The organism is Candidatus Paceibacterota bacterium (assembly GCA_035583355.1).
Taxonomy (GTDB): Bacteria; Patescibacteriota; Minisyncoccia; order Phycocordibacterales; family UBA6899; genus JAJZQJ01.
Window position 1 is genome coordinate 57312 of sequence record DATEZQ010000008.1, and the last position, 24132, is coordinate 81443.

The 24132-nt window shown below is 48.1% G+C and carries 28 protein-coding genes and 1 tRNA gene; 8 read left to right on the forward strand and 21 right to left on the reverse strand.

What is annotated here, in order from left to right; all coding sequences use genetic code 11:
* Window positions 1–14: 14 nt before the first annotated feature.
* From VJ579_03735 to VJ579_03745, 3 genes are all read right to left on the reverse strand, one after another.
* Window positions 15–788 carry a peroxiredoxin gene (locus VJ579_03735; GenBank protein ID HXK38151.1) on the reverse strand — a complete coding sequence of 258 codons (774 nt, stop codon included), beginning with the start codon at window positions 786–788 and terminating at the stop codon, window positions 15–17.
* 90 nt (window positions 789–878) lie between these two features.
* The gene (obgE, locus tag VJ579_03740; GenBank protein ID HXK38152.1) at window positions 879–1862 is read right to left on the reverse strand and encodes a GTPase ObgE; all 984 of its coding nucleotides are present in this window, start codon (window positions 1860–1862) and stop codon (window positions 879–881) included.
* A 146-nt stretch (window positions 1863–2008) separates the two neighbouring features.
* Window positions 2009–2944 (reverse strand): MYG1 family protein, encoded by a 936-nt coding sequence (locus VJ579_03745; GenBank protein HXK38153.1) that lies wholly within the window; start codon window positions 2942–2944, stop codon window positions 2009–2011.
* Between the two features lie 92 nt (window positions 2945–3036).
* Here VJ579_03745 and VJ579_03750 point away from each other — a divergent pair, with 92 nt between their 5' ends.
* The gene (locus VJ579_03750) at window positions 3037–3549 is read left to right on the forward strand and encodes an NAD(P)H-dependent oxidoreductase (GenBank protein HXK38154.1); all 513 of its coding nucleotides are present in this window, start codon (window positions 3037–3039) and stop codon (window positions 3547–3549) included.
* A gap of 38 nt (window positions 3550–3587) precedes the next feature.
* On the forward strand, window positions 3588–3941 hold the full coding sequence (locus VJ579_03755; GenBank protein ID HXK38155.1) for a phage holin family protein: 354 nt from the start codon (window positions 3588–3590) through the stop codon (window positions 3939–3941).
* Window positions 3942–3949: 8 nt separating this feature from the next.
* Here the strand turns inward: VJ579_03755 and VJ579_03760 are convergent, their stop codons facing one another.
* From VJ579_03760 to VJ579_03805, 10 genes are all read right to left on the reverse strand, one after another.
* Window positions 3950–4813, reverse strand: a complete 864-nt coding sequence (locus VJ579_03760) for a hypothetical protein (GenBank protein ID HXK38156.1) — start codon at window positions 4811–4813, stop codon at window positions 3950–3952.
* Between the two features lie 90 nt (window positions 4814–4903).
* A complete protein-coding gene (locus VJ579_03765) occupies window positions 4904–5233 on the reverse strand; it encodes a hypothetical protein (GenBank protein HXK38157.1) in 330 nt (109 codons plus the stop codon).
* An 80-nt stretch (window positions 5234–5313) separates the two neighbouring features.
* On the reverse strand, window positions 5314–5574 hold the full coding sequence (locus tag VJ579_03770) for a hypothetical protein (GenBank protein ID HXK38158.1): 261 nt from the start codon (window positions 5572–5574) through the stop codon (window positions 5314–5316).
* A gap of 145 nt (window positions 5575–5719) precedes the next feature.
* Complete coding sequence (locus VJ579_03775) at window positions 5720–6739, reverse strand: HAMP domain-containing sensor histidine kinase (GenBank protein HXK38159.1); 1020 nt, start codon at window positions 6737–6739, stop codon at window positions 5720–5722.
* A gap of 64 nt (window positions 6740–6803) precedes the next feature.
* The gene (locus VJ579_03780) at window positions 6804–7475 is read right to left on the reverse strand and encodes a response regulator transcription factor (GenBank protein ID HXK38160.1); all 672 of its coding nucleotides are present in this window, start codon (window positions 7473–7475) and stop codon (window positions 6804–6806) included.
* 120 nt (window positions 7476–7595) lie between these two features.
* Window positions 7596–8060, reverse strand: a complete 465-nt coding sequence (locus VJ579_03785) for a hypothetical protein (GenBank protein HXK38161.1) — start codon at window positions 8058–8060, stop codon at window positions 7596–7598.
* Window positions 8053–8433, reverse strand: coding sequence for a hypothetical protein (locus tag VJ579_03790; GenBank protein HXK38162.1), 381 nt, complete (start codon window positions 8431–8433; stop codon window positions 8053–8055). Before VJ579_03790 ends, VJ579_03785 begins: the two co-directional genes overlap by 8 nt.
* Window positions 8434–8513: 80 nt before the next feature.
* Window positions 8514–9776 carry a pitrilysin family protein gene (locus VJ579_03795; GenBank protein ID HXK38163.1) on the reverse strand — a complete coding sequence of 421 codons (1263 nt, stop codon included), beginning with the start codon at window positions 9774–9776 and terminating at the stop codon, window positions 8514–8516.
* 274 nt (window positions 9777–10050) lie between these two features.
* Complete coding sequence (locus VJ579_03800) at window positions 10051–10470, reverse strand: cupredoxin domain-containing protein (GenBank protein HXK38164.1); 420 nt, start codon at window positions 10468–10470, stop codon at window positions 10051–10053.
* Window positions 10471–10877: 407 nt separating this feature from the next.
* Window positions 10878–10964, reverse strand: a tRNA-Ser gene (locus VJ579_03805).
* A gap of 115 nt (window positions 10965–11079) precedes the next feature.
* On the opposite strand from VJ579_03805, the gene VJ579_03810 reads away from it, so the two are divergent.
* The 3 genes from VJ579_03810 (at window position 11080) to VJ579_03820 (ending at window position 12486) form a co-directional block, all read left to right on the forward strand.
* Window positions 11080–11412: a hypothetical protein gene (locus VJ579_03810; GenBank protein HXK38165.1), complete on the forward strand. Its 333-nt coding sequence runs from the start codon at window positions 11080–11082 to the stop codon at window positions 11410–11412.
* 81 nt (window positions 11413–11493) lie between these two features.
* A complete protein-coding gene (locus VJ579_03815) occupies window positions 11494–11886 on the forward strand; it encodes a bacteriohemerythrin (GenBank protein ID HXK38166.1) in 393 nt (130 codons plus the stop codon).
* 42 nt (window positions 11887–11928) lie between these two features.
* Window positions 11929–12486, forward strand: coding sequence for a hypothetical protein (locus tag VJ579_03820; GenBank protein HXK38167.1), 558 nt, complete (start codon window positions 11929–11931; stop codon window positions 12484–12486).
* Window positions 12487–12495: 9 nt separating this feature from the next.
* Here VJ579_03820 and VJ579_03825 read toward each other — a convergent pair whose 3' ends face one another.
* The 4 genes from VJ579_03825 to VJ579_03840 form a co-directional block, all read right to left on the reverse strand.
* Window positions 12496–13257 (reverse strand): MerR family transcriptional regulator, encoded by a 762-nt coding sequence (locus VJ579_03825; protein ID HXK38168.1) that lies wholly within the window; start codon window positions 13255–13257, stop codon window positions 12496–12498.
* A 108-nt stretch (window positions 13258–13365) separates the two neighbouring features.
* Entirely contained in the window at window positions 13366–14565 is a 1200-nt protein-coding gene (locus VJ579_03830; protein HXK38169.1) for a zinc ribbon domain-containing protein, read from the reverse strand.
* 23 nt (window positions 14566–14588) lie between these two features.
* Window positions 14589–15785, reverse strand: a complete 1197-nt coding sequence (locus VJ579_03835) for an MFS transporter (protein ID HXK38170.1) — start codon at window positions 15783–15785, stop codon at window positions 14589–14591.
* 80 nt (window positions 15786–15865) lie between these two features.
* Window positions 15866–16600: a hypothetical protein gene (locus VJ579_03840; GenBank protein ID HXK38171.1), complete on the reverse strand. Its 735-nt coding sequence runs from the start codon at window positions 16598–16600 to the stop codon at window positions 15866–15868.
* A gap of 155 nt (window positions 16601–16755) precedes the next feature.
* Between VJ579_03840 and VJ579_03845 the strand changes: the two genes are divergently transcribed.
* A complete protein-coding gene (locus VJ579_03845; protein ID HXK38172.1) occupies window positions 16756–17172 on the forward strand; it encodes a hypothetical protein in 417 nt (138 codons plus the stop codon).
* Window positions 17173–17220: 48 nt separating this feature from the next.
* Here VJ579_03845 and VJ579_03850 read toward each other — a convergent pair whose 3' ends face one another.
* From VJ579_03850 to VJ579_03860, 3 genes are all read right to left on the reverse strand, one after another.
* Window positions 17221–18132 carry a M48 family metalloprotease gene (locus tag VJ579_03850; protein HXK38173.1) on the reverse strand — a complete coding sequence of 304 codons (912 nt, stop codon included), beginning with the start codon at window positions 18130–18132 and terminating at the stop codon, window positions 17221–17223.
* Between the two features lie 235 nt (window positions 18133–18367).
* Window positions 18368–18928, reverse strand: coding sequence for a LemA family protein (locus VJ579_03855; GenBank protein ID HXK38174.1), 561 nt, complete (start codon window positions 18926–18928; stop codon window positions 18368–18370).
* 79 nt (window positions 18929–19007) lie between these two features.
* Window positions 19008–19316 (reverse strand): hypothetical protein, encoded by a 309-nt coding sequence (locus VJ579_03860; GenBank protein HXK38175.1) that lies wholly within the window; start codon window positions 19314–19316, stop codon window positions 19008–19010.
* Between the two features lie 178 nt (window positions 19317–19494).
* Here VJ579_03860 and nadE point away from each other — a divergent pair, with 178 nt between their 5' ends.
* Together nadE and VJ579_03870 are read left to right on the forward strand one after the other, a co-directional pair.
* Complete coding sequence (gene nadE, locus VJ579_03865; GenBank protein HXK38176.1) at window positions 19495–21384, forward strand: NAD(+) synthase; 1890 nt, start codon at window positions 19495–19497, stop codon at window positions 21382–21384.
* 161 nt (window positions 21385–21545) lie between these two features.
* Window positions 21546–22889, forward strand: coding sequence for a nicotinate phosphoribosyltransferase (locus tag VJ579_03870; protein ID HXK38177.1), 1344 nt, complete (start codon window positions 21546–21548; stop codon window positions 22887–22889).
* 75 nt (window positions 22890–22964) lie between these two features.
* Here VJ579_03870 and VJ579_03875 read toward each other — a convergent pair whose 3' ends face one another.
* Window positions 22965–24011: a nicotinamidase gene (locus VJ579_03875; protein HXK38178.1), complete on the reverse strand. Its 1047-nt coding sequence runs from the start codon at window positions 24009–24011 to the stop codon at window positions 22965–22967.
* Window positions 24012–24132 lie beyond the last annotated feature (121 nt).

Genomic DNA, 24132 nt, shown 5'->3' on the forward strand with positions numbered 1-24132 from the left:
CATGTTTTTTAATACTACTTAGCGATATCCTGAAGAACACATACTCCATGCCCCTCTGGCTTTACATCGCGATAAATTCGTTCAATGAGTCCATCAGGCCCGACGACGAATGTTGTACGCTTGTTGAACAAGCCACCCCAGACACCGCAAGCTTTTGCAAAGGCATGACCCTCGTCAACGAGTAGCGGATAAGTAATCCCTTCCTTCGCGATGAAATGTTCATGACTTTCCAGAGAATCAGGAGACACTCCAAAGACGCGCACGTTTTGAATACCAAACTCTCCGGCGAGCTTTGAAAACTCATGAGCCTCTGTTGTGCATCCCGATGTTTCATCCTTCGGGTAAAAATACATGACATAGCGTGAGCCAAGCAAATCGGCATTGGTAGTAGTGCCCCCTTCGGTCGAAAGCAAAGCGAATGAAGGAAATACACTCCCCACGTCGAGTACGCCCGGCGTGAGTGGCTGTGCACTCGCGACAGATTCAGACATATGTTTTATTTCTTCTTTGATAAGCGCGTTTGCAATCGTCGATTTCGCCTTCACGGTCTTCACTTTCTTAGGCGCAACTTTTTTCGCAGTGACCTTCTTCGCAACTGAAGCCTTTACAACTTTCGCCTTCTTGGCTGCGACTTTCTTTGCTGTGACTTTTTTCACTGCGGCAACCTTCTTCTTCGGAGCGGCCTTCTTCGCAGTAATATGTTTCGATGTGACACGCTCAACAACCAGTCGTGTAGGTGGCTGCTTTTTCTTTTCAACGTGTCGTGTGATAGTGAGTTTGATTGCCATAGAGATAAATGTTTATCATTAAGCTGCTCGTAGTATATCACGAAGACACTCTGTCTGCAGTATTTTATAGTATCAAAAGCAAAAACCGCCTTATGAGGCGGTTTTTGATGAACGGAGTTTTGCAATAAGCATGTCGCGAAATGCCTTTATGGAGACATCATCGATGACCGAAATTGCATAGATTTCATGGCCGAGCTTCGCAAGTTTCTTCTTTGCAGCTTCGACAGTCTTCTCATCAACGAGATCGGTCTTTGTAAGCAAGATGATCTCTTCCTTCTCAGGAAGACCATTACCGAAACTTTCAAGCTCCTTACGCATCGTATTGTATGCGGCAAGCACATCCTCATTCTCAAGTGAGATGAGATGGAGCAACATCTTTGTGCGTGAGACATGGCGAAGGAATTTGATACCAAGACCCTTACCCGTCGCAGCACCTTCGATGAGTCCAGGAATATCCGCGAGGACATAACCATAGAATGCACCAAGGTTTGGCTCGAGCGTCGTAAATTGATAGGCACCGATCTTTGCAGTCGCATTCGTCAGCTCATTCAAGAGTGATGACTTTCCTGCGTTTGGAAAACCAAGGAAGCCAACATCGACGACGAGGCGCAATTCGAGATGGACATCAGACTGCTCTCCAGGCTTGCCTGGAGTAGCACGATCTGGAGAGCGATTTGTTGAGCTCTTGAAGCGCTCATTACCAAGTCCACCACGACCACCCTCAAGAAGGAGAATCGGTTCGTCCTCAGTAAGGACATCAAAAACCTTACCTGAATCAAGAAGCGTAACGACAGTTCCAACAGGAACTACGAGCGTGAAATCTTTTCCATTGCGACCAAAGAGTGAATCACTTCCTCCGTCAACGCCACGCTCTGCATCAAATTCCTTCTGGTGACGATATTTGTAGAGTAGACCAAGGTCGCGTGATCCCATCACGTACACATTTCCTCCATTACCACCATCTCCGCCTGCAGGACCAGCATACTCCTTCCCCTTATCGTGACGCCAACGGACAACACCGTTTCCACCGTCACCCGCCGCCATATGTATTGTCAGTTCATCTACGAAAGCCATAATATATTAGTGAGCATAAACACCGCCTTATTGCGGTGCGTATGTAGTGACCACAAAATAACACAAAATGATAGTTTTGTCGAGCCTGTATACTCCTCTCTGCACGTCGGAACATTATAAATTCCACACCCATTGGCGTGGAATTTTTATTCGAGCGCAAGACGCGCGAGCGCAATCGCTGCTTCTTTTGTTTTTGCAATAGCAAGAAATCCTTTCTTGTGACAAAAGACAGAACCTGGGATTCCAGTAACCGCTTCAAGATCAGGCCCCATAAGTCCACACCATGCTGCAGGAAGTTGCTTGCGACTATCAAATGTATTCACATCACTACGCACCGCCTCAACACGCCACGAAGTATCTGTATCTGGAGAAAATCTTGGAGACACGACAAAAAGTGGCTCAGGAAATTTTGCAACTTCTTCCTCCCAAGGAAGATCACGCTCAATGACGATGACGCGCTTGTCTTCCTCATGAGTCAATAACTCCCGAACAAGGCGCGAACCTTCCTCATCATCACGTGCAACCGCAAGCTCACGCTCCATGAAACGTTTTGCAAGTGGAAGAAGTTCTGCGAACTGTACGTCGATACTGACCCCCGCCTCCTTTTCTTTCCATGTAGGATGAAATGCAAACACGATGTGATGAAAGAGTAATGGCTGTACACCAGGAAGAATTGTATTGTACGTACTCAGCCCATTGTCGCCAGCATCAACGGGAAATGCAATCTTTTTCTCAATAGTTTCCCATGCAAGATTATCTCCATTGCAAAGCTCTAAACCAAAGTATTTCCAAATAAGCCCAAATGATGAGTATGGTATCCCATTGCGCTCGCCCCCACCATCACGCTGGTGATGATCAAAGCGTCCTTCATGAGGAACAAGCGTCCCACCGACATCACAAACAATATCAGCTGCATTGATAACCTCAGAATCGCGTGATCGATTCACGACATAGGAAAGACCCATCCGATCGAGATAAATCTGCAGTGTTGCAACGGCAAGTAATTCATCGGCATGGAATGAGCCCGAATGTGTCACGATACGGACAGGCCTATCGGAAGGAAGTGGACATGGTGAATTCATGTTTTCATTATACGTGACATACATCATGCGTCCAATTCTGGCAACACGATGTAACTCATATGGTATAATAGTATAGTAACAATATATTACATATGGAATTCACATTACTTCTTGGAACCGCGCGTCCCGGTAGGCAATCAGAGCGCGTCGCACGATTCATAGAGAAAACACTTATAAATAACAGCCATCAAGTTGATTTTGTCGATGTCAAAGACTATCTCGATATCACAACAAAAATGGGCGGGGTACCTCTTTCCGATAGCATTGGGAGCAAGTGGAGAGAAATCGTCGCACAAAAGAAAACTCTACTTATTGTTTCTCCTGAATACAACCACAGCTTCCCCGGGGAACTTAAGCGACTTATTGATGCGGCCTATCCCGAGTACAAAGGCAAGCATGTCGGTATTATCGGTGTCTCAATGGGCCCCTTTGGCGGCGCGCGCATGATAGAACAGCTCCAACTTGTGCTTATTGCCTGCGGGGCACTACTCCCCCGTGCAGGGATGATATTTCCTTTTGTCCAAGAATTGTTTAATGATGACGGGAGTATCAAAGACCCTGCATATACCGACCGAGTGCTTGCATTTATAAAGACCCTCGAATAATACCTGCAACTCAGCTCGTTATCGTGTATACTATTTCTATGATGAAACTACTAGTGAAGTGGGCAACATTGACCGTTGCCATCTATATACTTGCCACATACACCCCCGCAATGACCATCGCTGAGCCGAAGGTTGCGGTATTTGCAGCGCTTGCACTTGGATTATTGAATACACTCGTGCGTCCTATTCTCAAGCTCTTCGCGCTTCCGATTACGCTACTCACATTCGGACTCTTCTCGATCATCATCAATGGCCTCATGCTTATCTTCGTACCGAAGTTCGTTAATGGAGTCACCATCAATGGATTCTGGTGGGGTGTCGCAGGTGCTGCGATCATCAGCTTGATAACCTCGATCATGAATCGACTCCTACTTGGATCTGAAGAAGCGTAAAAATATCATCACTCCGCGAGAGTGATGTTATTTTTATGCTTCGCTAATATCCCCTCTTCAAGAAGTTCATCGATTGCCGCCTTCCCGTCATATGGAGTATCCGCGAAGAATGCTTCTGCAGCTTTTCTTGAAAGTGTTCCTTCTGCAACAAGTGCCTTAAGGAGCGCTCCTCGATAGGAGCGTTTCGAACCTTTGAATTTTGATTGTGGCTTCTTGTAGACGAAATCATCGACATCACCATGAAAATCGAACATAGGGCATGCATCACTATGACGCCTTGCTGTACATACCATCGCACCAAGATCGAGCATCGCATAATTCCATGCGCGTCCGCGACCCGTAGGAATCATCGCCTGTGCAAAATCAAAGAGCACTGCGTCGCTCGGAATATCGCCATCAAAGAATGAGCGTACAAGTATACGACGTAGATTCGTATCAATCATTGGGTAAGGCTCGTTCCAGGCGAATGCCATGATGGCAGCTGCCGTTGAGCGACCGATGCCAGGCAATGACTGCAACTTCGTAAAGTCACGAGGGAATTTTCCATCATGCTCACTAACTACTGCTTTCGCAGCTTGGTGCAAGTATTTCGCGCGGCGATTATATCCAAGACCGGACCAAAGACGAAGCACATCTCTTAGTGGTGCTCGCGCAAGCATACTCACATCAGGAAAACGCAGAATGAATTCTGCAAACTTCGTGCGCACGCGATCCACCTGCGTCTGCTGCAACATAATCTCGGAAACAAGAATCCGGTAGGGATCGAGCATCACCTTCGTATCACGCTTCTTTGGCCTCCAATCCATCGGACGATATACGTTATTGTTCCACGCAAAGAGTATTTCATTGAATTCTTGGACACGCTTATTCACCTCCACAGCATAATCGTTCATCCGCTGGAACGCAAATAGAAAAACACACACGATAAATCGTGTGTGTTTTCAGTATGTTTCTTCACCTTTCTACTGGACTGGAGCGACAGGCTCTAGCGGAGCTGGAGCAGTCACCGCATTTACTACCGGTACCACCTCATTGCGAGCCTCAGTAACCGTTGCATTCTGAGGCACATTGCGTCGCATCAGAATCCTCTGCATGCCGCTTCCTTCCTCACGATCATAGCGAGTTCCAAAGCGGCTTCCGCCCATCATCGAGTAAGTGCTGCGTCCGCGACCGTCGCGATAATCACGACCCTCATAGCCGACAGCGACTCCTGCGAGACCGCCAATCAATCCTCCAAGTACAAATGTGCCGAGAAGCAGAAGGCCCATCTTCTTATCAATATGGAAATCCATAAAAAATATTTAGCGTGTAAATATGCAGAAGCATATCAGATACACTCTACAATATCGACGTGAAGAACACGTGAAGCAGATTACTGCACCACAGCACCTGGCAGTGCATTTGCCTTACCCATATGCTTCTTTGCAATTCTTGCTTTCTTTGTTGTATGCTTACGTGTCTTGTAAGACACGCTGTCCGTACTGCCTTCGATAAAGGTGGTCTTACCTGGTCCGATATCGTGCATCTTTCCAACAGTTGCCGCAAGTGCAGAATTACTGAAACCGAGTGCACTCAAACCAAACGCGGTAACCATCACCATGGTGGTGAATTTTTCTCTCTTGTATGGTCTCATCGTTTTATCTTAAACTTATAAGACGAAGTATTGGAGTAATTCCGAATACTACGATACCAAACATGTCATGAGTCACTCATATGACCCTGACTCTATAAGTATAGATAGCCAAGATGAAGCAAAGATGAGCCCATTAAGGGCTCAACTAGGCTATGGGGAGACGAATATGAACCACCGTCCCTACCCCCTCCTCACTCTCAATTGTAATCGTACCACCGTGACGCTCGATAATTTGACGCACAATTGGCAAGCCAAGCCCTGATCCAGATTCTTCGTTGCGTGAATGTGATGCTTTGTAGAATCGATCGAAAATATGAGGAATATCCTTTTCTGAGATTCCAACACCAGTATCCTTGATCGTAATATTATACATAGATCCCCTCTGTGTGGAGCTCAGCGATATCTTTCCATGTTCATGAGTATAATTGAGTGCGTTTTGCAATATATTTTGTATTGCACGCTCAAGCTGATACTGTTCCCCTCTTATGACACCATCGGTTATCAACTCATATGAGAAATCAATCTGTTTTTGTGCTGCGCGCGCCATGATCTTTTTGGATGCCTTTTGCAATAACTCTCCAATCTGCACATCCGAAAACATCGTCTTATTCGGCTCCTCTTCGGTGCGTGCCATCATCAGCAAATCATCAACAAGGCGAGACATCTTGTCTATCTCTTCGAGATTACTTTGAATGACCTCTTTGAACTCTACGTGATCTTGTGAGCCAGTCTGCAAGAGTACTTGGGATTCACTTTTCATGATTGCGAGCGGAGTTCGAAGATCATGTGACGCATCAGCAAGAAATCGCTTTTGAATATTTACATTCTCCTGAATTGGTCGCAATGTCCTCCCTGCGATGATATATCCAAGGAGCGCAACAAGAAAAAGCAGGATACCGTCTGCAATAACGATATTTCGTTCAATATCATCAACCGTGCGTCGGAACACCTTAAATCTATTCATCTGCAAGCTTGGATATATTTTCGGTATTCGGAATTCTTGTGGAGGGCGAATTGGGCTACGCTGTTGAAAAGCCTGGTGTGTAAGCAAGGGAGAAACAATAGTCACTTCGTCTGGCAATAGAAATTCATCAGCGACCACCATGCGTGCATTACGTTCAAGCGATATAATCAAAGCCACGCTAAAAAGCCCAATGATTGCCATCGTTATTGTGGTATAGAAAATCGTGAGCCTAATACGAGCAACCTCAAAAGGGCTCCTGCGGAGTTTATGTTTTAAGGCGGTAGCCAACGCCATGAACTGTTTCAAATAGTGTTTCATTTTTTTGCTGTAACTTCTTTCGAAGATTTTTCACGTGCACATCAATGACATTAGATAGTCCATCATACGCGAAGTCCCAGGCATGACCAAGAATCTTCTCGCGAGTCAGTGCTTCGTTCGGGTGCCTCATGAACTGCTCAAGGATTGCAAATTCCTTTGCTGTAAGAGAAACTTCTTTTCCATTGCGTGTCACGATACGCGTCACTGGATTAAGTATGATTCCTCGCACCTCTATTTCTGTAACGAATTTCTCTGTCGGCCTGCGCAAGAGCGCCTGCACACGAGCAGCGAGCTCTGGAAAATCAAACGGCTTCACAAGATAGTCATCTGCACCAACATTGAGACCTTCGACCTTGTCATCAAGTGCATCCTTTGCGGTAAGCATGATGATAGGAAGCGTAGCACCTTTCCCGCGAAGTGTTCTGCAGATATCCATGCCGTCCATACCCGGTAACATGCGGTCGAGAATGAGTAGGTCGTAATCAGCATGATCAAATTCAAGCCGACGCATCGCCTCACTTCCATTATGGATCATATCCACAGCATACCCAAAATGCTCCAGACCTTTTTTGACGGAGCGCGCAAGCTTTTCCTGATCCTCAATAATAAGTATCCTCATATACAACAACTATGCCTCATACGAATGAAGAATTTATGAACACAACTTCGTTCTCAATGATTCGTACGTAGCATACTCCGCACAGGCCACTTTGCAACCAAAATAGGCCATAAGGCCTATTTATTCTACGATGATCGTACCATAGCTTTTTGGCGAAAGATGGTCGTGATACTGCCACGTACCTGGAATATCAAACTGAAAATCCCATGTTTCACCCGATGGGATACCCCTACAAGCGTCGAATGTACTTCCGAGGCATCCTCCCGTCGTAGGATATTCATTATGTGTGGGATGCTTTGCAGACGCTGGCCACATTTTATTTGAACTACTGTTGATGAAAGTAACTACTGTGCCAACTTTTACGCGCAGTGGATTTGGTGTATACCCTCCATCGGTATAAAGAATGGCATTGGGGCTTTGCAGAGGCTGAACTATTGCTTGGTCCTCGGCTTGTGCAGGCGCAAGGCCTTCTGCTGGTACAATCCTCTGATCAGCCTGATTACGATTACTATCACGGAAGTATGCATAGAGCGCAACCCCAATAATACCGAAGGTGATAATGACAATGATGGAATATTTATTCATGGACGTGGAGAAGTTTACGCGCGAGTGGTTCGGGTAATGATTCGAGCATAAGTGCCAACGCAGCAGCAAGTAATCCTATGTCACGAACAGTAATATCAGTGATTCCACTCACCACAAGTACAATTGCTATATGCAAGGCGCCAAGCGCAGCGGCGAGAGGGATCACTACTCCAAGCGCGAGTAATGCACCGATGACGATATCAATCACGCCAGTCACGAGCATCATGGGTTCAGTCGCAAATGGAATCAATCCTGACGCCCATCCCTCTATATACCCTCCCCACATAAGTGGCTGCATGATAATGAGGACCCCAATCCAGATAAATGTAATGGCGAGCCCGACACGTAATATGTGTAATGGTATTTTTCTCATGTTACTATGCTTATGTATAGTATTATAACCCCTACTTGTGAAATGGCAAAGCAAAAGACTCCCCAAGGGGAGCCTTACTGCTACTCACCAAATATCATCGTGTAACGCTTTGCGCGAACGAATGAACGGAGAATGTCTTGCACTTCCTCAACCCTTACCTTTGCCAAATCAGCAAGCTCATCATCATAGGTGCGTACACGTCCGTAACGCTCAACGTCACCTGATGCACCCGAGACGATATCCCCAATATTTGGGTCCCTTATCTTGAAACGATTGATCGATCGTCTGATGTGTCGCTCGATCGAAGTAACATCATTGATGGCCGTTTCCACACAAACATCCACAACGTCTTCAAGCTCACCGAGGTGCTCCCAGGGGAAATCGATATCAACGGCAATCTCGTGCGCCTCAGGGAACCAGCCGACGTTTGTACTCACGCTATACGACCAACCACGCTCCTCACGAATCTCTTTGTAGAGTGCATCACTCAATACATTGAGTGCGCGACTGACCGCGACATCAGATATCGTGCCAGGAAATGTCTGACAAAGAAGGACTGACGCCTGATGTGGCTTCTCCTTATAGATTTCTGGCCAAGGAATATTGTAATGACGCTCATCATCAGGATTTATTTCCTTAAGTGCAAGCGGGGTCGGAATTCGCTCCCCTTCCTTTACTACAGCAAATTTACTAGACTCCAACGCTTGTACAAATTCATCAAGCGTCATTCCTCCTGAAGCGACGATGCTGATATTCTTCGGAGTATAGTTCTTACGATAGAATTCGCGCAACATCTCATGGGTCATCGAGGAGATGGATGAAGCCCGCCCAAGTGGTCGCAAGTAGTGCCCAAGACGATGTTCACCGAAGAAGTGTTTGCGGCGACGCAAAAGCAAGTCTACTGATATTGGAACCGGGAAACGCTCCTGATACTCACCCATAATAATCTTCCGCTCTCTCTCAACAAAATTATCGAGTGTTGACGTGAGAAGCATTTCACCGAAAAAGTTAAGCCCGAATGCAAGATTATCATTCTCGAGCGGCACGCCGAAGGAGTAACTTGTGCTCTCATAGCTTGTCGAACCAAAGCGCGCGTAACCACCAATCTCATCGAAGTGCTCCTCGGCCTCCTGGTGGGTCTTCCCTGCAACATTGTGACTGACGAGGTGTTCGACAAAGTGGGCAGTACCCTCGGAGCCGAGTACATCGTCTTTAGCTCCTGCGTGCACGAGCACCTTCAACTTAATCCATGGATGATTCACTTCAGAGAAGAAGACGGTGAGACCGTTTGAAAGCGTTGCTTTCAGGAAGGTTGTATAAGGGTCGGAAATTGGATGGGTCATTATAGTTTATTGTAGCATAATGGCGCACCCTAAAGGGGCCCGCACCATTATGCTTATTAGGAACCCACGGCTCCTAACGCTTTCTTTGAATACAAAGAAAGCTGTGTTCCTCCACGGGGAACCTCCCCGTTCCCCGGCCCCTTCGACACTCACCTTCTCGCTCGGAAGCGAGAAGGCACTAGCATGGTAATATTAGTGCTCGTTTTTCTAAAATGAAAATGATAAAGCAAATACGCTTATAACAATAAAACCTGCAAATGCAGGTTTTTTGTGATTATTCTGAAACAACAAGCGTACCCCACTGACCACCTGCTCTATGTCCAGGCTTTGAGCAGTAGTATACGAAACTTCCCACCTTATCTGCAGTAAACTCGACAACGACTTCTTGATTTAGAGGAAGTTCCTTCTGAACCCCAAATTCATCAATAACGAAATCATGCATTCCCGCCGTATTTGTAATCTTTACACGGACAAGATCGCCCTTCTTTACAGACATCTCGTTGAGCGAGTACCATTTCCCCTTTGCGTCATAGTATGCGGTCATTGAAAATTCTTTGACTGGTGCAGTACTTGCGACACTCTCCTTTGCTTCAACAGGAGCAGGCGCTCCCGCTGTAGACCCACCGCGCAATGCAAAGTATCCACCGATTGCGATAAGCACTAGAAGCGCGATGATAATGTTTCTTGAATTCATGTATTTTATTTTTATTGTTATTTTCCCAAAGTTTCGATTTCAATGATTTTTAGAACTTACATATTATACAGGAAAGATAGGAGAATCTCACGTCGCGATGCGGCGCACCCTAAAGGGGCCCACACCGCCCTGCTCCTCGATTTCATTACATGAACGGTACACCTTTTGGATCTTTTATATCGAAGACTCACAAAAGTCCTCAAAAGGTCTTGCACTCTCGCTCCCATAAGCATGGGACCCATGAGCGAGAGCTCACCCACGGTTCTCGACGGAAACCCTTTCAGTCAAAAGGGGTTCCTGCTTTCCTACACGGGGAACCTCCCCGTTCCCCGACCCCCTCGACGTTCGAATCCCCGCGACTCCGCAATACAAAAAAAGAACAAGTACTCTTGCTCTTTTTTGTATTGCGGAGTCGCGGGGATTCGAACCCCGGATGGCTGTTACACCATACTCACTTTCCAGGCGAGCGCACTAGACCACTATGCGACGACTCCGTTAATATTATGCCAAGGTAAGGTCTTTAGTCTTCATGACGTATCGCGATTGTACTATCTTTCGCGAATTTAGCAAAGATGGAATATGTTCTAGTGGGTTATAATATATATATATATGGAAAAGACTCTCGCGCCCATCATCTCCCTCATCAGCAAATCTGAGAAAGCAATAGAAAAACTTAAGCAAGGATCATGGCAGCACACTATGCTCGAAGGCAATCTCAGGGCGCTCCACTATGCATTGTCACTGATGGATACAACCAAATCAAAACGAGAGTCTCTAAGCGATACTGAAGTTAAAGAATACCTCAAGTCCTTGGACTCAATGATTACTAAGACCAAAATTGCGCAAAAGAAGTTCCCTCTAGGTACGGCACAACACACATTGCTCAAGAACAGACTGCATGCGCTTGCGATAGCTAAGGTTTTCACAAAACGAGCACATTAATTTCAAGCTCCGCGCACTCTTCCACAGTTTAATGGTTGATTATCATTGCATTCTATACTATATGATACAATAGATACTATCATGAACTTCATAGACTGGGACGAGAGCTACAGTGTCGGCATAGACCTTATCGACAATCAACACAAAAAACTGTTTGAAACAATTAATAATTATCATAGTGAGCATAGTGATACCGAGGACTCTCTAAACAGACTCCTTGCCTACATCGATTTCCATTTCTCTACCGAAGAGGATTATTTTCATAGATTCAATTACGAGGACACCATTGAGCACACCGCGCAACATTTACGCTATAGAGATGAAATTAATTCACTCTATTCAAAGTATCATTACCGCAATGATGACGAGAAGATACGCGCGGAGCTTGAAGAATTCATTAGGAATTGGATAACACACCATATCAAGATATCGGATAAACAATACACGAAGTGCTTCAAAGAGCATGGACTCTAGCGATTTTCCTCATATAGATACTACTGTGGTAAAATAGCTACTATGGATGAGAAGAAATTCAATATTTTCGCAACTGTCGGCATCATACTTATTGCAGTCGTGATCGGTTTTCTGACGTTCTGGGAATTAAATACACCGAAGGAAGTATCTATAGGAAAAACTCCCCCTACGCAGAATGTGGCAAATGATAAGCCAGCAGCAGGAACTATTGTTTATCTCAATAACGATTTTGGTTTTACCGTGACACTTCCTTCAAGTTGGAGTAACTACTCGCTTGTAAAAAGTATGTGGGCAGGCATTGCCATCAACTCCCCTTCAAGCACTCTCTATACAGAAGGGCCAATCATTTCGATACGCAGCCCACTCTGGACCAGCGAGGCACCAAGACAGGATATACCGGTGATGGTATTTACACTAAAACAATGGGACGAGCTCCAGCGCGACATCTTCCACATAGGGGCAGCTCCTGTAAATCCAAGCGAACTTGGACGCAATGCGAACTATGTTTTTGCACTCCCCGCACGCTATAACTTTGCATTCCTACCAGGATACGAAGAAGTTCAGCAAATCATCGAAGCGAAATCGTTGCGCGCATTCTAAAAAACAGAGCTATGCTCTGTTTTTTATTTGCTGATCTGCGAAGTGCACCATTGCATCATGCATAAACTGCGGAAGTCTGGGATCGTACTTTGCAAAATATTCTGTGAAGCGTGTATCTACGAGATACATCTCCGCAAGACCCTTATACATTTCTGGGGTTGGAGTGTAGAAGTTTGAGAGATGTTTGTAGTGCTTCGCAATGAGCGACTGTGCACTGACGCTATCAATTGGCTCACACACAAGAAGCGCGCCCTCCCTGGCTATCTCTTCACCCTCTCTCTGGATGACTGCGAACTGCTCTTTGCTCATCCCACGCATCTTCTTCTCTGACTCCTTGTACTGGTCGGTATGACCCCAGCGCTGTTTCGCCTCTCTCGAAAGTTCTTCCATCTCCTCCTTCGAGAAAGCATCATATAATTCTTCGTCTTTCATATGTAAATGTTTTGTTAATCTATTCATCGTCTTGTCGACCATCTTAATAAGTGCAGTGGTACGCTTTTGTTTTCCAAGAAGCATCGTACGATGTTCCCTAAGCGCGGTGAGTACATCAAACTCTGGACTATCGACCATTGCTGCGATTTCGGGAAGAGAGAATTCGAGCTCACGGAAAAAAAGAATCTGCTGTAACCGCAGTAGTTCTGATTCTCCGTACACACGATATTTGTTCTTCCCATTGCGCTCGGGTACAAGCAATCCAATAGCATCATAATGATGCAATGTGCGCACACTCACATTCGCAAGCTTCGCAAGCGCGTTGATGTTATAAGACATATGTTTGTTTGATTCGACCGTAGTACGTTCTATACTACAAGCCTATCATAGACTATGACGTAACGTAAGAGTCAAGTACAAAAAAACTAGGCTTTCGCCTAGCTTTTTCTATGCCTTTACGCCGCACTGATCACAATGCTCGAGGCCCTTATAGCGATCTGCTCCACAGGAAGGACACTTTTCCTTCACCTGGAAACCACAAACGGGACAGAAGCGGACATTATCGCGAAGGTGCATTGAGCAGTTCGGACACTTCATGTTCTTCATCGCACGCAAGTAGACTGCACGACCTCCATAAACCCGTTTCTGAATAAGGTACACTACACCTCCAAAGAGTGCGGGAACCAAAAGAAGGAGTAAGTACTGCGCAATCGTTGCTATAAACTTAAACTGTGCGAAAAGCTTAATGAGTACTTCAATAAGTGCATGCGGGATGATGTCATAAATGAACACCGCAATAACCTGTGCAAAGAGCAAGGCAAATATCGTCGTAATCGCAGTCCAAATGATCGCAGTAAACGATCGCTTCCCCGCTGCAATGAAGTAACGGCGTAGTGCGAACCAAAAGAGCGGAGTGATGAGCAACAGTTCAAGAAGTGCGCGGAGTGTATTTGCCCATGCGAGCGCGCGCTCATAAGAAGCAAACTCCGTACTGAGTACTTCTCTATTTGACTCAGCAATCGTCTTCACCTCAGCATCGATCTCCTTTACGCGCTGTCGCAATGGAGTAAGCTGTGCCTCAATAGCCTTTATGTCTGCAGATGTGCCAATAACGGTATTCTGCAGGCCAAGACCATTCTGGAATACGGGTTGCGCTACTCTTGCCTGCTTCTCTTGCAGCATCAGATCATAATCAGTCTTCGCGCGATCAAGCAAGATATTTGCATCACCGCGACCATTCTCAAGATCGTTTATCTTTTGTGCTGCAGTATTACGCTCAAACGCAAGTACTTCGAGCTTTGCAAAGACCTCGCCGAGACCATTACTCGTCTCATATGCGCTAGGTTTACATGCGAGAAAATCACTCACATATGGATAGTTATAGGGAGAAGCATATGCATCGGGAAGCTTCGAATCAAGACGATGCTTTAGCGCATATGCGCACGATGATGGAGCATCGGGCTGTTTTACATTAGCGGCGATTTTGTCGATAAGTGTCTGACCCTGCCAAATACCCGCAAGCACCATAGCAGTGAGCAGGATGTAGCCGAGAAGCGTTGTACGCTTCTCTCCGATTTCTGCACCAACATGTTCAGCCTCAATCTCGGGAACATTGGCGATTTTGCGCAAAAAAGATGTGATTTGCATAGAGCTATTATACCACGAGCAAATCATCGGTAGTGCTCAGCCTTACTTGGAAGCCCCTCAACGAGTACAAAGAGGAGTGCCGCAGTAAGTGCAAGCACGGCACCATAGAAAAATGTTGTCTCTGGTCCCCAATGCGTCCAAAGCAGTCCTCCAACAAGCGATGCGATAAATGCAGCGATACCGGTCAACATATAATAAAATCCATATGCGGTTCCGAGTTTTTCGGTTGGAACGATATTTGCGATGTATGACTTTGACACTCCATCAGTAAGCGCCATATAGAATCCATATACAGGAAAGAGTATCCAGATATGTAGTGGCGATTGTATCAGTGCAAAGCCCGCGTACACAACAGCGAATATAACAAGTCCGAGCACATACACTTTCTTCTCACCAAGCTTGTCCGAAATAATTCCCGCTGGGAGCGAGAATGCAGAGTAGGTGATGTTATAGAGTACATATGCAAGCACCGTCACGATAAGCGAAAAGCCAAGCCCCTTCGCACGCAAGATCAAGAACGCATCAGAGCTATTTCCAATAGCAAAAATTGTTGAGATCACTACGAAGAAGAGAAACTTTCGAGGCAGAGCACTTATGCGGAACTTTTCTGCACTGGGCGCAATTACGGATCGCTGTTTTTCCTTTATGTACACTACAAGAAGTATGAGTGCAATAGAAGTTGGAATAAGCGCAAGGAAAAACATCAGGCGATAGTTATCCTGATAGAAGTGCAACAACAGTATCGCCAGCAGCGGCCCAAGAATTGCTCCAAGCGTATCAGTCCCGCGGTGAAAGCCAAAGGCACGACCGAGCATCTTTGGCTCGACGTTTTCTGCAATGAGTGCATCACGCGCACTCGTGCGTATCCCCTTCCCAAGTCTACTAGTGAATTTCCCCGCAAGGACCAGGTGCCAAGTGTTTGCTATTCCATAGAACAGATTTGCAATCGTACCGAGCCCATACCCAACAACTACGAAAATCTTGCGCTTTCCGGTCATATCGGAAAGTCTTCCAGAAAATCCTTTTAACAAACTTGCCGTACCCTCAGCAATGCCTTCGATGAGGCCTACAATAGAAGCAGGAGCACCGAGTACAGAAGTGAGGAATATCGGAACGATTGGATAAAGCATTTCCGAAGCAACATCATTGAAGAAGCTTACTACAGAGAGCACAAAAACGGGCGTAGTGACACCATATTTCCTTTCCAAATATTCACGCATATGAATAAGTATAGCATCACAAATATATTGAAAAAATTACGGGAGTCATTGTATGACTCCCGTAAGGGTGTTTGGGGAAGCTACTTCTTCTTCCCCTTCTTGCCGTCGTCCGACTTATTGCCGCCACCACCGCCACCGACCTTGCCAGGGAACTTGCTGGCGCGCTCGAGCTGGCGGGCGCGGCGCTCACCTTCGTGATGCTCGCGCGCCTTGGCCTTCTCGGCCTCGGACTGCGGGCCGGCGACCTTCTTGTAGACCGTGATGCTCTGCTTGAGGACAGGGTGGAACACGACCAGCTGACCGGGATTCTCCGACTTCAGTTCGAAGCCGCAGTTGACCCAGTCGTCCGCGGTGAAGGTCACCTTCATCTTCTTCTCGATCTCCTCGCAGGAGCTCGAAATGATGGAGGGGGTCCTCGCACCGATGGCCTTGATGGCCGCGAGCACCTTCACCTTCTCGGCGAAGTACAGGTGGCCCTGGAAGCGAGCGGCGGCCCGCAGCATCGCGGACATCTTCGTCCCCCGCTTCTCGACGTTCTCGACCTTCAGCGCATTGCGCAGGAAGTCGGAGAAGTCGGAGAGGAGCGACACGGTGACCTCGGCCGGAGCCAGGCGCGTGATGTCCGCGATGAGCATGTCGGGCATGAAGCCGTTCTCGCGAACGACATCGGCCGCTTCGTTGAAGAGGCAGTTCTTGATCAGGCCCTTGGCCTTGTCGATGTTGCCCTTGAACTCGATCTCCGGCACGTAGGCACGGGGACGGATGACGGGCTTGTTGGCGGGAGTGGCGGCCTGAGCCGAGACCTGAGCGGTCATGAGTGCACCTCAAATAAGAGGGTTTAGGGGAAAGTACAGTGCGACGACCGTTATCGTCGTGACATACAGTATACCACATATTGACAAATTGTCAATACATGTTAGTTTCATACCAGATACGGCTTGGTCGATACCAAGCGGAACAAGGAGCAGTCATGAGCAACGTGCACAGCGAGAAACGCAACGATTGGCTATTTCCGGGCACACTGGGAGTCGTCGCGTGTTGCATCGCGTTCGCAATCGTCTTCGGTTTTATGAGCAAGAAGCCAAGGTCAACTGAGTCTGCGCAAAATCAGATCTCCTCAAGAGGCCTCTCACTTCCCAACCAGAAACCTGTGCAAAACAATGCAGAAGTGAAGGCCGACAGTGACCCCCTCAATGGAGTTCCCACCGGCGACTCCTATGTACTCATCATAGCGTCGGCGATGACAAGTTGCCCGGATACAGGGAAACTCTATCGAGACAATGCTCGACTTGAGCAGTTGGGTTATATCATGGATCCTGATTCCCTCGATATAAAAGTCGGCTACGGAGCAAACGTCATCCATGCGGTCTACCACAAAAAGAAATGAGAGCAGTCAATTCAAAAGGGCATCCAAACGGATGCCCTTTTTCTATTACTATTGTTTGACCGGCGCCGGCATTCCACGCAATGCTGCAATTCTCTCTTCCGTCGGCGGATGTGTTGCAAAAAGTTTGGCAACAAACTGCCCTGTTCCCTCAAATGGATTTGCGAAGTAGAGCGTTGCAGTCGCAGAGTTTGCGGTCGTCGACTCCGCATGCATGCCTGAGATTTTCTCAAGTGCGCTTGCGAGTCCCTCAGGATACCTCGTAAGGAGTGCACCTGATGCGTCCGCTAGGAATTCACGTTTACGTGAGATTGCGAGCTTCATCATTGTTGCAAAGATCGGCGCTAGCAGGGCAACTGCAATGCCTAGAATGAGCATCACTGGACTGCCTCCCTCATTATCATTACTACGACGGCGCCCACCCCAGAACATCGAGCGAAGCATCCAATCAGAAAGAATCGCAATGAGCCCCGCGAGCACGACTGCGATAGTAGAGATGAGCGTGTCGCGATTGCCGATATGTGAAAGCTCATGCGCAATCACGCCTTCGAGTTCATTACGATTGAGGAGTCGTAGTAGTCCGGTATGCACAGCAATCGCCGCATGCTGCGGATCTCGCCCCGTCGCAAATGCATTTGGCGAAGCATCTTCGACGATATAGATCTTTGGCATCGGAAGCCCTGAAGTGATACAAAGATTTTCAACAAGATTCCAAAGCTCCGTTGCCTCCTCTCTCTTTTCAACACGCTTTGCATGTACCATGCTGAGCACAATAGAGTCCGAGAACCAGAATGCCCCGAGGTTCATGACGAGCGCTACCACCACGGCAATGATAAGCATCGATGGATTATTATTCACTTGCGCAAACACCCACCCTACTCCAATCACCAATCCAAAAAATCCGATAAGGAAAAACCATGTTTTTGAGATATTCGATTCTTGCTGTGTATACAGTGTTGCCATCCTGCGATTATAGCAGAACTGGCCAAAGAATGAAGCAGCCTTCATTCCTCCTTCATGAACCAAAATATTGCATCTCTGTATTGTATTTCTGAATTTCACGCAACGAAAAACCGCTTATTCGGGATGAGATTGCCCTCGCTGGAGGCACGTGAACTCTAGTGAGCCGTATGGGTTATACGGTGAACGAGTCACGTGCTGAAGCGTGAGGGCAAGGTCGCCCGAATCAGCGGTTTATCTAGAATTTGACGGCTACGTTCTGCTGAGCAGCATCATTGTCGCCGAGGTCGAAGTACTCAAGAGCCTTAAATCCAAACATCCCTGCAATGATATTGCTTGGAAATGCCTGAATCGCATTTGTAAGATCGAGTACATTCGTATTATAGAAACGGCGTGCTGCCTGAATCTTGTTCTCTGTATCTGAAAGCTCCATCTGGAGGTTCAGGAAACTTTGATTTGCCTTAAGGTCAGGATATGCCTCCGAGAGTGCAAACACTGACTTGAGTGCGCCTGCAAGACCTGCCTCAGCAGCGCCCATGTGCATAGCATCATGAGGAGCAGCCATTGCCATATTACGAGCCTCAATAACCTTTGTAAGTGTTCCCTCTTCATGCTTTGTATAGCCCTTTACGGTCTCTACAAGATTTGGGATAAGATCATAGCGGCGCTTGAGCTGTACTTCGATATCCTGCCAAGCAGCCTTAGCGCGATTCACGAGGCGCACAAGGCGGTTATAGGTAGACATCAAGAAAAGCCCTACAATTACAACCACTGCGATAAGAATATATGTTGTTGGCATTTCGTAATTGTACCCTATTCGTGTGTAGAGGCAAGCAAGACCATGAAAAGATGATGAAGGCAAAATAAAAAGTGCGGCCTTAGCCGCACTCCACTTTTTCACGCGTCTCCGACTTGTTGATGTGTCGGAGATAGACCGACACATGAGGGTATTGCTTCACAAAATCACTGAGCACTTTCGCAGGATCAGGCTGCTCCCCTACAGACACACGATAGACATCTGCGCGATGCCCATTCAGCTGGGCGCGCAGACAACTCCCCTCTTTCCACTTCCCGAAGAGCTTTTTAACCACAGGAAGATGACGTTCGATACCCTTCTCATCGAGAAAGGTGATGTACCAGTATCCGCGCAGACCTGAGTAGATGCGGAGCGTTTTGTTGTGGGCCATGAGGCACCTCCAAAGAATGAATTTCCTATCGTCATCTTAACACAATGACATCAAGAGCGACCCACCAAACAACACATTTCTAAACATAACCAAGGCTTCAGTATACCCTTTACATAAGCCATTTTTTATTGTAGTTTGCATGCAGAATAGCACCCTCACAACTACAACAGGAGCATGTATGCCCAACCTTTTTTCTGACCACCGATTCCCCGGACTCAAGATCGCGATTGCGCAACTCCTCGTCATCCCTGGTGATGTGACCGGCAATACGGCAAACATCATGACCGAGATCACGAAAGCACGCGCCTGCGGCGCCGATATCATCGTCTTCCCTGAACTCGCCGTCACCGGCTATTTGCTTGGAGACCGTTTCGAAGAAGAAGATTTTCTTCACGAAATCACACATGCCAACCAGATGATCGCTGCGGCCAGCGAAGATATCATCGTCATCTGGGGCACCGTCATCACCGACTTCGAAAAACGCGGTGAGGATGGCCGTGCACGCAAGTACAATGCCGCATGTATCGCCAAAGATGGCTGCAGCGTCAGCAATGGTCTTCTCTTGGGATATGTACCAAAGACAAACCTGCCCAAATACCGCATTTTTGATGACGCGCGACACTTCACTCCGTCGCAAACCCTCGCGCAAGAAGTCGATATCCCCCTTGCTTCACTTCTCTTCCCATTTCGCGTCAAACTCCCCTCTTCAGGTGAGACGATTGCTCTGGGACTGACAATCTGTGAAGACCTCTGGGAAGATGATTACGCAAACAAGCCTTCGCAGATCTACGCCGAAAATGCAGCCGACATCATCATCAACCTTTCGTGTTCACCGTGGACTGAGGGGAAGACCGGAGCGCGTGACCACATGCTCAAAAAGCGTGCATGCGAGTCCAAGCTCCCCATCCTCTATGTGAATGCCGTCGGTCTGCAAAACAACGTCAAGAACCTCATCTGGTTCGACGGAGGTTCGACCGCAGTGCACAGCGATGGCGAAATCATCTGGCGCATGCCTCAACATGAAGCTAGTCTCGGCTATCTTCACGGTATGATCCACGAGGAACCCAAGGAACCCCTTTCGGGTGTGGCGGAATGTCATGCGCCCCTCATCGCGGCCATGAAACAGTTCTACGCGCCTTTTAAAAAGGTAGTCGTCGGACTTTCCGGTGGCATCGACTCAGCAGTGCAACTCGCCCTGCTCGTCGAAGCCATCGGTGCCCCTAAGGTACTCGCCATCAACATGCCGACGAAATTCAACTCGAACACGACCCAGGATCTTGCAAAAAAATGTGCAAGCAACCTTGGTGTCGAATACATCGTGATTCCCATTCAGCCGATTGTTGATGTCATCAAGGAAGCGCTCGCGAAAGCTGGCTTTTCGAATCTTCCGTCGCTCGTTGAGGAAAATATCCAAGCACGCACACGAAGTGCGGATATCCTCGCAGCTGTGGCGCAAACGCTTGGCGGTGTCTTCACCTGCAACGGCAACAAAACCGAAATGGCACTCAACTACTTCACGCTTTACGGCGATGGAGCTGGGGCGTCTGCATTCCTCGCAGATTTCTGGAAGGGTGAAATCTATGACCTCGCGAACTACTTGAACGAACAGGCGGGGCGAGAACTCGTCTCCATGGGTATCATCGATGTCATTCCCTCTGCGGAACTTTCTGCCGATCAAAATGTCGATGAAGGAAAAGGAGATCCCATCTTCTATCCTTACCATGACAATCTACTCCGCGCGTTCACCGAACTGCGCTGGACTCCGGCGACCGTGATGCAGCACCTCATCGAGGGTAACCTCGAAGAGAAGCTCAACTGCGCAGGAGGTACACTCAGGAAATATTTCAAGACCCGAAAGCAGTTCGTCGATAATCTTGAGTGGGCCTGGGAGCGATATAATATCGAATGGAAGCGTGGACAAACAGCCCCCTGCTTCTTAGTCTCGCGTCGCGCTTTCGGTTCCGACCGTCGCAGCACGATTGCACCATCGCATACGTCGCTCGAGTACGAGCGTCTCGTCTATCTCTACCTGCATACCGAAGATGGCAACTGCCGCATCGGCATCTAGCATTCCCCGACAACCACCAAATGGGAGACTGCAGAATTGAGATGAGATTGTGCCTGCTGGAGCTTTGCGAATTCTAAGGAAATGGGCTCTTGCCCATTGACTGAATCGCAAAGTGAAGCAGGTGCAAGATCGCTCAATTATGCAGTCACTATGGAGGAAACATGGATTTTGCAAAACGCGCTCACGACCATTCGTTTCATTACGACTGGATCATCCGTTCGCTTCTAGACATCGACTTCTACAAACTCTTGATGCTCCAGTGCATCTGGTTATTCTTCCCCACGACGGTCATCCGCTTTTCCCTCATGAACCGCACCAAGCGCGTCCGCCTCGCCAACATCATCGACGAGGCACAACTTCGTGCGCAGCTCGACCACGTGCGCTCACTTTCCTTCCGGGAAAATGAACTCGTCTGGCTTGCGGGCAATAAGTTCTATGGGAAGCGCGATATTTTCCGTCCCATATTCATCGGGTGGCTACGCGACCTGCGCCTCCCCGATTACCAACTCAGTCGCACTAAAGATGGTCAGTGGGAGCTTGTCTTCGAAGGAACGTGGGTCGAGGTCACCCTCTGGGAGATCTACGCTATTGTCATCGTGAACACTCTGCGTAATCGTGCAGGGCTCGCCATGATGAACAAGAGCGAGCTCGACATTTTCTATGCGCTCGGCAAAGCCCGCGCATGGGAGAAGGTCAAGATCTTCCGAGAGTTCGAGAACCTCAACCTCACTGACTTCGGCACCCGTCGCCGCCACGAATTCTTGTGGCAGAAGTGGGTCGTCGAACTCTTTGCAGAAATGCTTGGACCGAAGAACTTTTCCGGCACTTCCAATGCACTCCTGGCGATGGAGCTTGGGCTTGAAGCCAAAGGCACAAATGCCCACGAGCTCCCTATGGTGCTCGCGGCGCTTGCCTATGGTGAGCATGTCCTCGAGAGCACTGTACTGCGTGGAGAGAAAGTACGCGAATCGCAGTATGACGTCCTTCACTACTGGCAGAAGACCTATGGTGACGTGCTCACCGTCTTCTTGCCCGATACGTTCGGAACTACGCAATTCCTCAAGAATGCGCCCGAATGGCTCGCTAGCTGGAGGGGTGGCCGACCTGATTCCAAGGATCCCTTCCTTGCAACGGAAGAATTCGCCGCTTGGTGGCAATTCCATAAGCAGGATCCAAGAGAAAAGCTTTCTCTCCCCTGCGACGGGCTTGATGCTCCAGTCATTGCCGACCTTCACCGCAAGTACTACGGTCACATCGGTATCGGCTATGGCCTCGGCACATTCGGCACCAATGACTTCCGTGGTTGTCATCCGCGAGGTCTTACCGACCTCGATCCCATTTCGCTGGTGTGCAAAGTTTCGCACGTCTTCGTGAATGGGATCTGGATACCCGCCGTCAAACTCTCGGACAACTACGAGAAGGCCACAGGACCGAAGGATATGGTTGCCGAGTACCGTGCCATCTTTGGCACCGAAGGTGTCGCGAATGCTCCTGTTGTCGTGTAATTAGTTCAATGCAAAATACCGCCCCTTACGAGGGGCGTTTTTCTACATAAAAAAGCAGGCCGAAGCCTGCTTGATTTAGTAGATCCACGAACTCATCGGATCCGTCGAACGCACGATGTGCATGCCTGCAGCAGCGAAACGCTTGAGAGCTTCTTCGCCCTTCTCGGTGAAGTCGGGTCCATCGGGGACCACAACCGAAGACATGGTGTCACTGAGTATGTACACATTACCTGCAAGCCGTGCATCACGTCGGCGAATCTCCGCAAGGAGATCATCGAGGGATGACTGTACGCAGTGCGAGAGCGCCTGACCTGCAACGAGTATCTTCTGGTAGGAAAGGATGTGATCCATGAAGCGCTGATTGCGCGCAGCAATGGGTTGCTTGCCATTCCAATGCTCAGTCACCTCCGGAGAGAAGACCGAGTAGCTTTCGGTAAGCGTATCCTGACCTTTCAGTTCAGGCCGATTCTGCGACACGCGTGCATACGCATGGAACATGCGCGCTTCATCAACGACACCGACGGGATTGTGCCCCTCGGAACCAAGGATGCAGTGCTCCGGCCAGAGATAGAGCATGTACTTGCCCGAATGGCCACCCGAGAGGACTTGCTTCACGTAGAAGCTCACCTGGCGCACCAGTTCGATATATGACATACCAAGCATGGCCGCAATATCCATGGAAGGAAGTGCGCGACCGAAGGTCTTGCCTCCACGCTGGATGATGAGATCGCCATCGATCATGTCGTGCGGTAAGAGCGGCACAAAGTTTTCATCTCGCCAGAACATCGGAGAGAAGATTTGGAACGGCTCATGTGTGTCGAGCGTTGGACTGATCGTAGTGATATGCGGTAGTTCGCGATAGATGAATTCCGAAAGACGACGCGAGTCATCAATCGCACCTTGCCCACTGCGACCAGCAACAAAGAGCGCCCCTTCAGGAAAACAGAAGTCGCGCTGTACATCGATGGGCATCAGAACCACCCTCGTTGTGTCGCTCGCTGCCGGGGCAATGTGATTGTCACGGGCGTAATCGAACGCGGCTTCGACCACCTTCCGGAGATTCGGCCGGTAGGACCAGAGTGCAGCGTGCTCGGGGTTATAGAACTTGGGAAATTCGCGCATAAGACGCTCCTTCTTATAAATGGGCTCTAGCAGGAAACTACCTCATGACGAGCAGATGTCAAATTGGAAAGTATCGCAATGCAAAAGGTTCTTTATCTTGACTTAGTGTATCATATACACT

Bases quoted from the DNA above. Each gene is read 5' to 3' on its own strand.
- VJ579_03815 (HXK38166.1), top strand. From the start codon at position 11,494: ATGAACTTCATAGACTGGGACGAGAGCTACAGTGTCGGCATAGACCTT.
- VJ579_03810 (HXK38165.1), top strand. From the start codon at position 11,080: ATGGAAAAGACTCTCGCGCCCATCATCTCCCTCATCAGCAAATCTGAG.
- nadE (HXK38176.1), top strand. From the start codon at position 19,495: ATGCCCAACCTTTTTTCTGACCACCGATTCCCCGGACTCAAGATCGCG.
- obgE (HXK38152.1), bottom strand. From the start codon at position 1,862: ATGGCTTTCGTAGATGAACTGACAATACATATGGCGGCGGGTGACGGT.
- VJ579_03835 (HXK38170.1), bottom strand. From the start codon at position 15,785: ATGCGTGAATATTTGGAAAGGAAATATGGTGTCACTACGCCCGTTTTT.
- VJ579_03840 (HXK38171.1), bottom strand. From the start codon at position 16,600: ATGACCGCTCAGGTCTCGGCTCAGGCCGCCACTCCCGCCAACAAGCCC.
- VJ579_03850 (HXK38173.1), bottom strand. From the start codon at position 18,132: ATGGCAACACTGTATACACAGCAAGAATCGAATATCTCAAAAACATGG.
- VJ579_03845 (HXK38172.1), top strand. From the start codon at position 16,756: ATGAGCAACGTGCACAGCGAGAAACGCAACGATTGGCTATTTCCGGGC.
- VJ579_03795 (HXK38163.1), bottom strand. From the start codon at position 9,776: ATGACCCATCCAATTTCCGACCCTTATACAACCTTCCTGAAAGCAACG.
- VJ579_03785 (HXK38161.1), bottom strand. From the start codon at position 8,060: ATGAATAAATATTCCATCATTGTCATTATCACCTTCGGTATTATTGGG.
- VJ579_03745 (HXK38153.1), bottom strand. From the start codon at position 2,944: ATGAATTCACCATGTCCACTTCCTTCCGATAGGCCTGTCCGTATCGTG.
- VJ579_03830 (HXK38169.1), bottom strand. From the start codon at position 14,565: ATGCAAATCACATCTTTTTTGCGCAAAATCGCCAATGTTCCCGAGATT.
- VJ579_03735 (HXK38151.1), bottom strand. From the start codon at position 788: ATGGCAATCAAACTCACTATCACACGACACGTTGAAAAGAAAAAGCAG.
- VJ579_03750 (HXK38154.1), top strand. From the start codon at position 3,037: ATGGAATTCACATTACTTCTTGGAACCGCGCGTCCCGGTAGGCAATCA.
- VJ579_03775 (HXK38159.1), bottom strand. From the start codon at position 6,739: ATGGCAATCATTGGGCTTTTTAGCGTGGCTTTGATTATATCGCTTGAA.
- VJ579_03860 (HXK38175.1), bottom strand. From the start codon at position 19,316: ATGGCCCACAACAAAACGCTCCGCATCTACTCAGGTCTGCGCGGATAC.
- VJ579_03755 (HXK38155.1), top strand. From the start codon at position 3,588: ATGATGAAACTACTAGTGAAGTGGGCAACATTGACCGTTGCCATCTAT.
- VJ579_03820 (HXK38167.1), top strand. From the start codon at position 11,929: ATGGATGAGAAGAAATTCAATATTTTCGCAACTGTCGGCATCATACTT.
- VJ579_03780 (HXK38160.1), bottom strand. From the start codon at position 7,475: ATGAGGATACTTATTATTGAGGATCAGGAAAAGCTTGCGCGCTCCGTC.
- VJ579_03790 (HXK38162.1), bottom strand. From the start codon at position 8,433: ATGAGAAAAATACCATTACACATATTACGTGTCGGGCTCGCCATTACA.
- VJ579_03765 (HXK38157.1), bottom strand. From the start codon at position 5,233: ATGGATTTCCATATTGATAAGAAGATGGGCCTTCTGCTTCTCGGCACA.
- VJ579_03870 (HXK38177.1), top strand. From the start codon at position 21,546: ATGGATTTTGCAAAACGCGCTCACGACCATTCGTTTCATTACGACTGG.
- VJ579_03855 (HXK38174.1), bottom strand. From the start codon at position 18,928: ATGCCAACAACATATATTCTTATCGCAGTGGTTGTAATTGTAGGGCTT.
- VJ579_03770 (HXK38158.1), bottom strand. From the start codon at position 5,574: ATGAGACCATACAAGAGAGAAAAATTCACCACCATGGTGATGGTTACC.
- VJ579_03825 (HXK38168.1), bottom strand. From the start codon at position 13,257: ATGTCTTATAACATCAACGCGCTTGCGAAGCTTGCGAATGTGAGTGTG.
- VJ579_03800 (HXK38164.1), bottom strand. From the start codon at position 10,470: ATGAATTCAAGAAACATTATCATCGCGCTTCTAGTGCTTATCGCAATC.
- VJ579_03875 (HXK38178.1), bottom strand. From the start codon at position 24,011: ATGCGCGAATTTCCCAAGTTCTATAACCCCGAGCACGCTGCACTCTGG.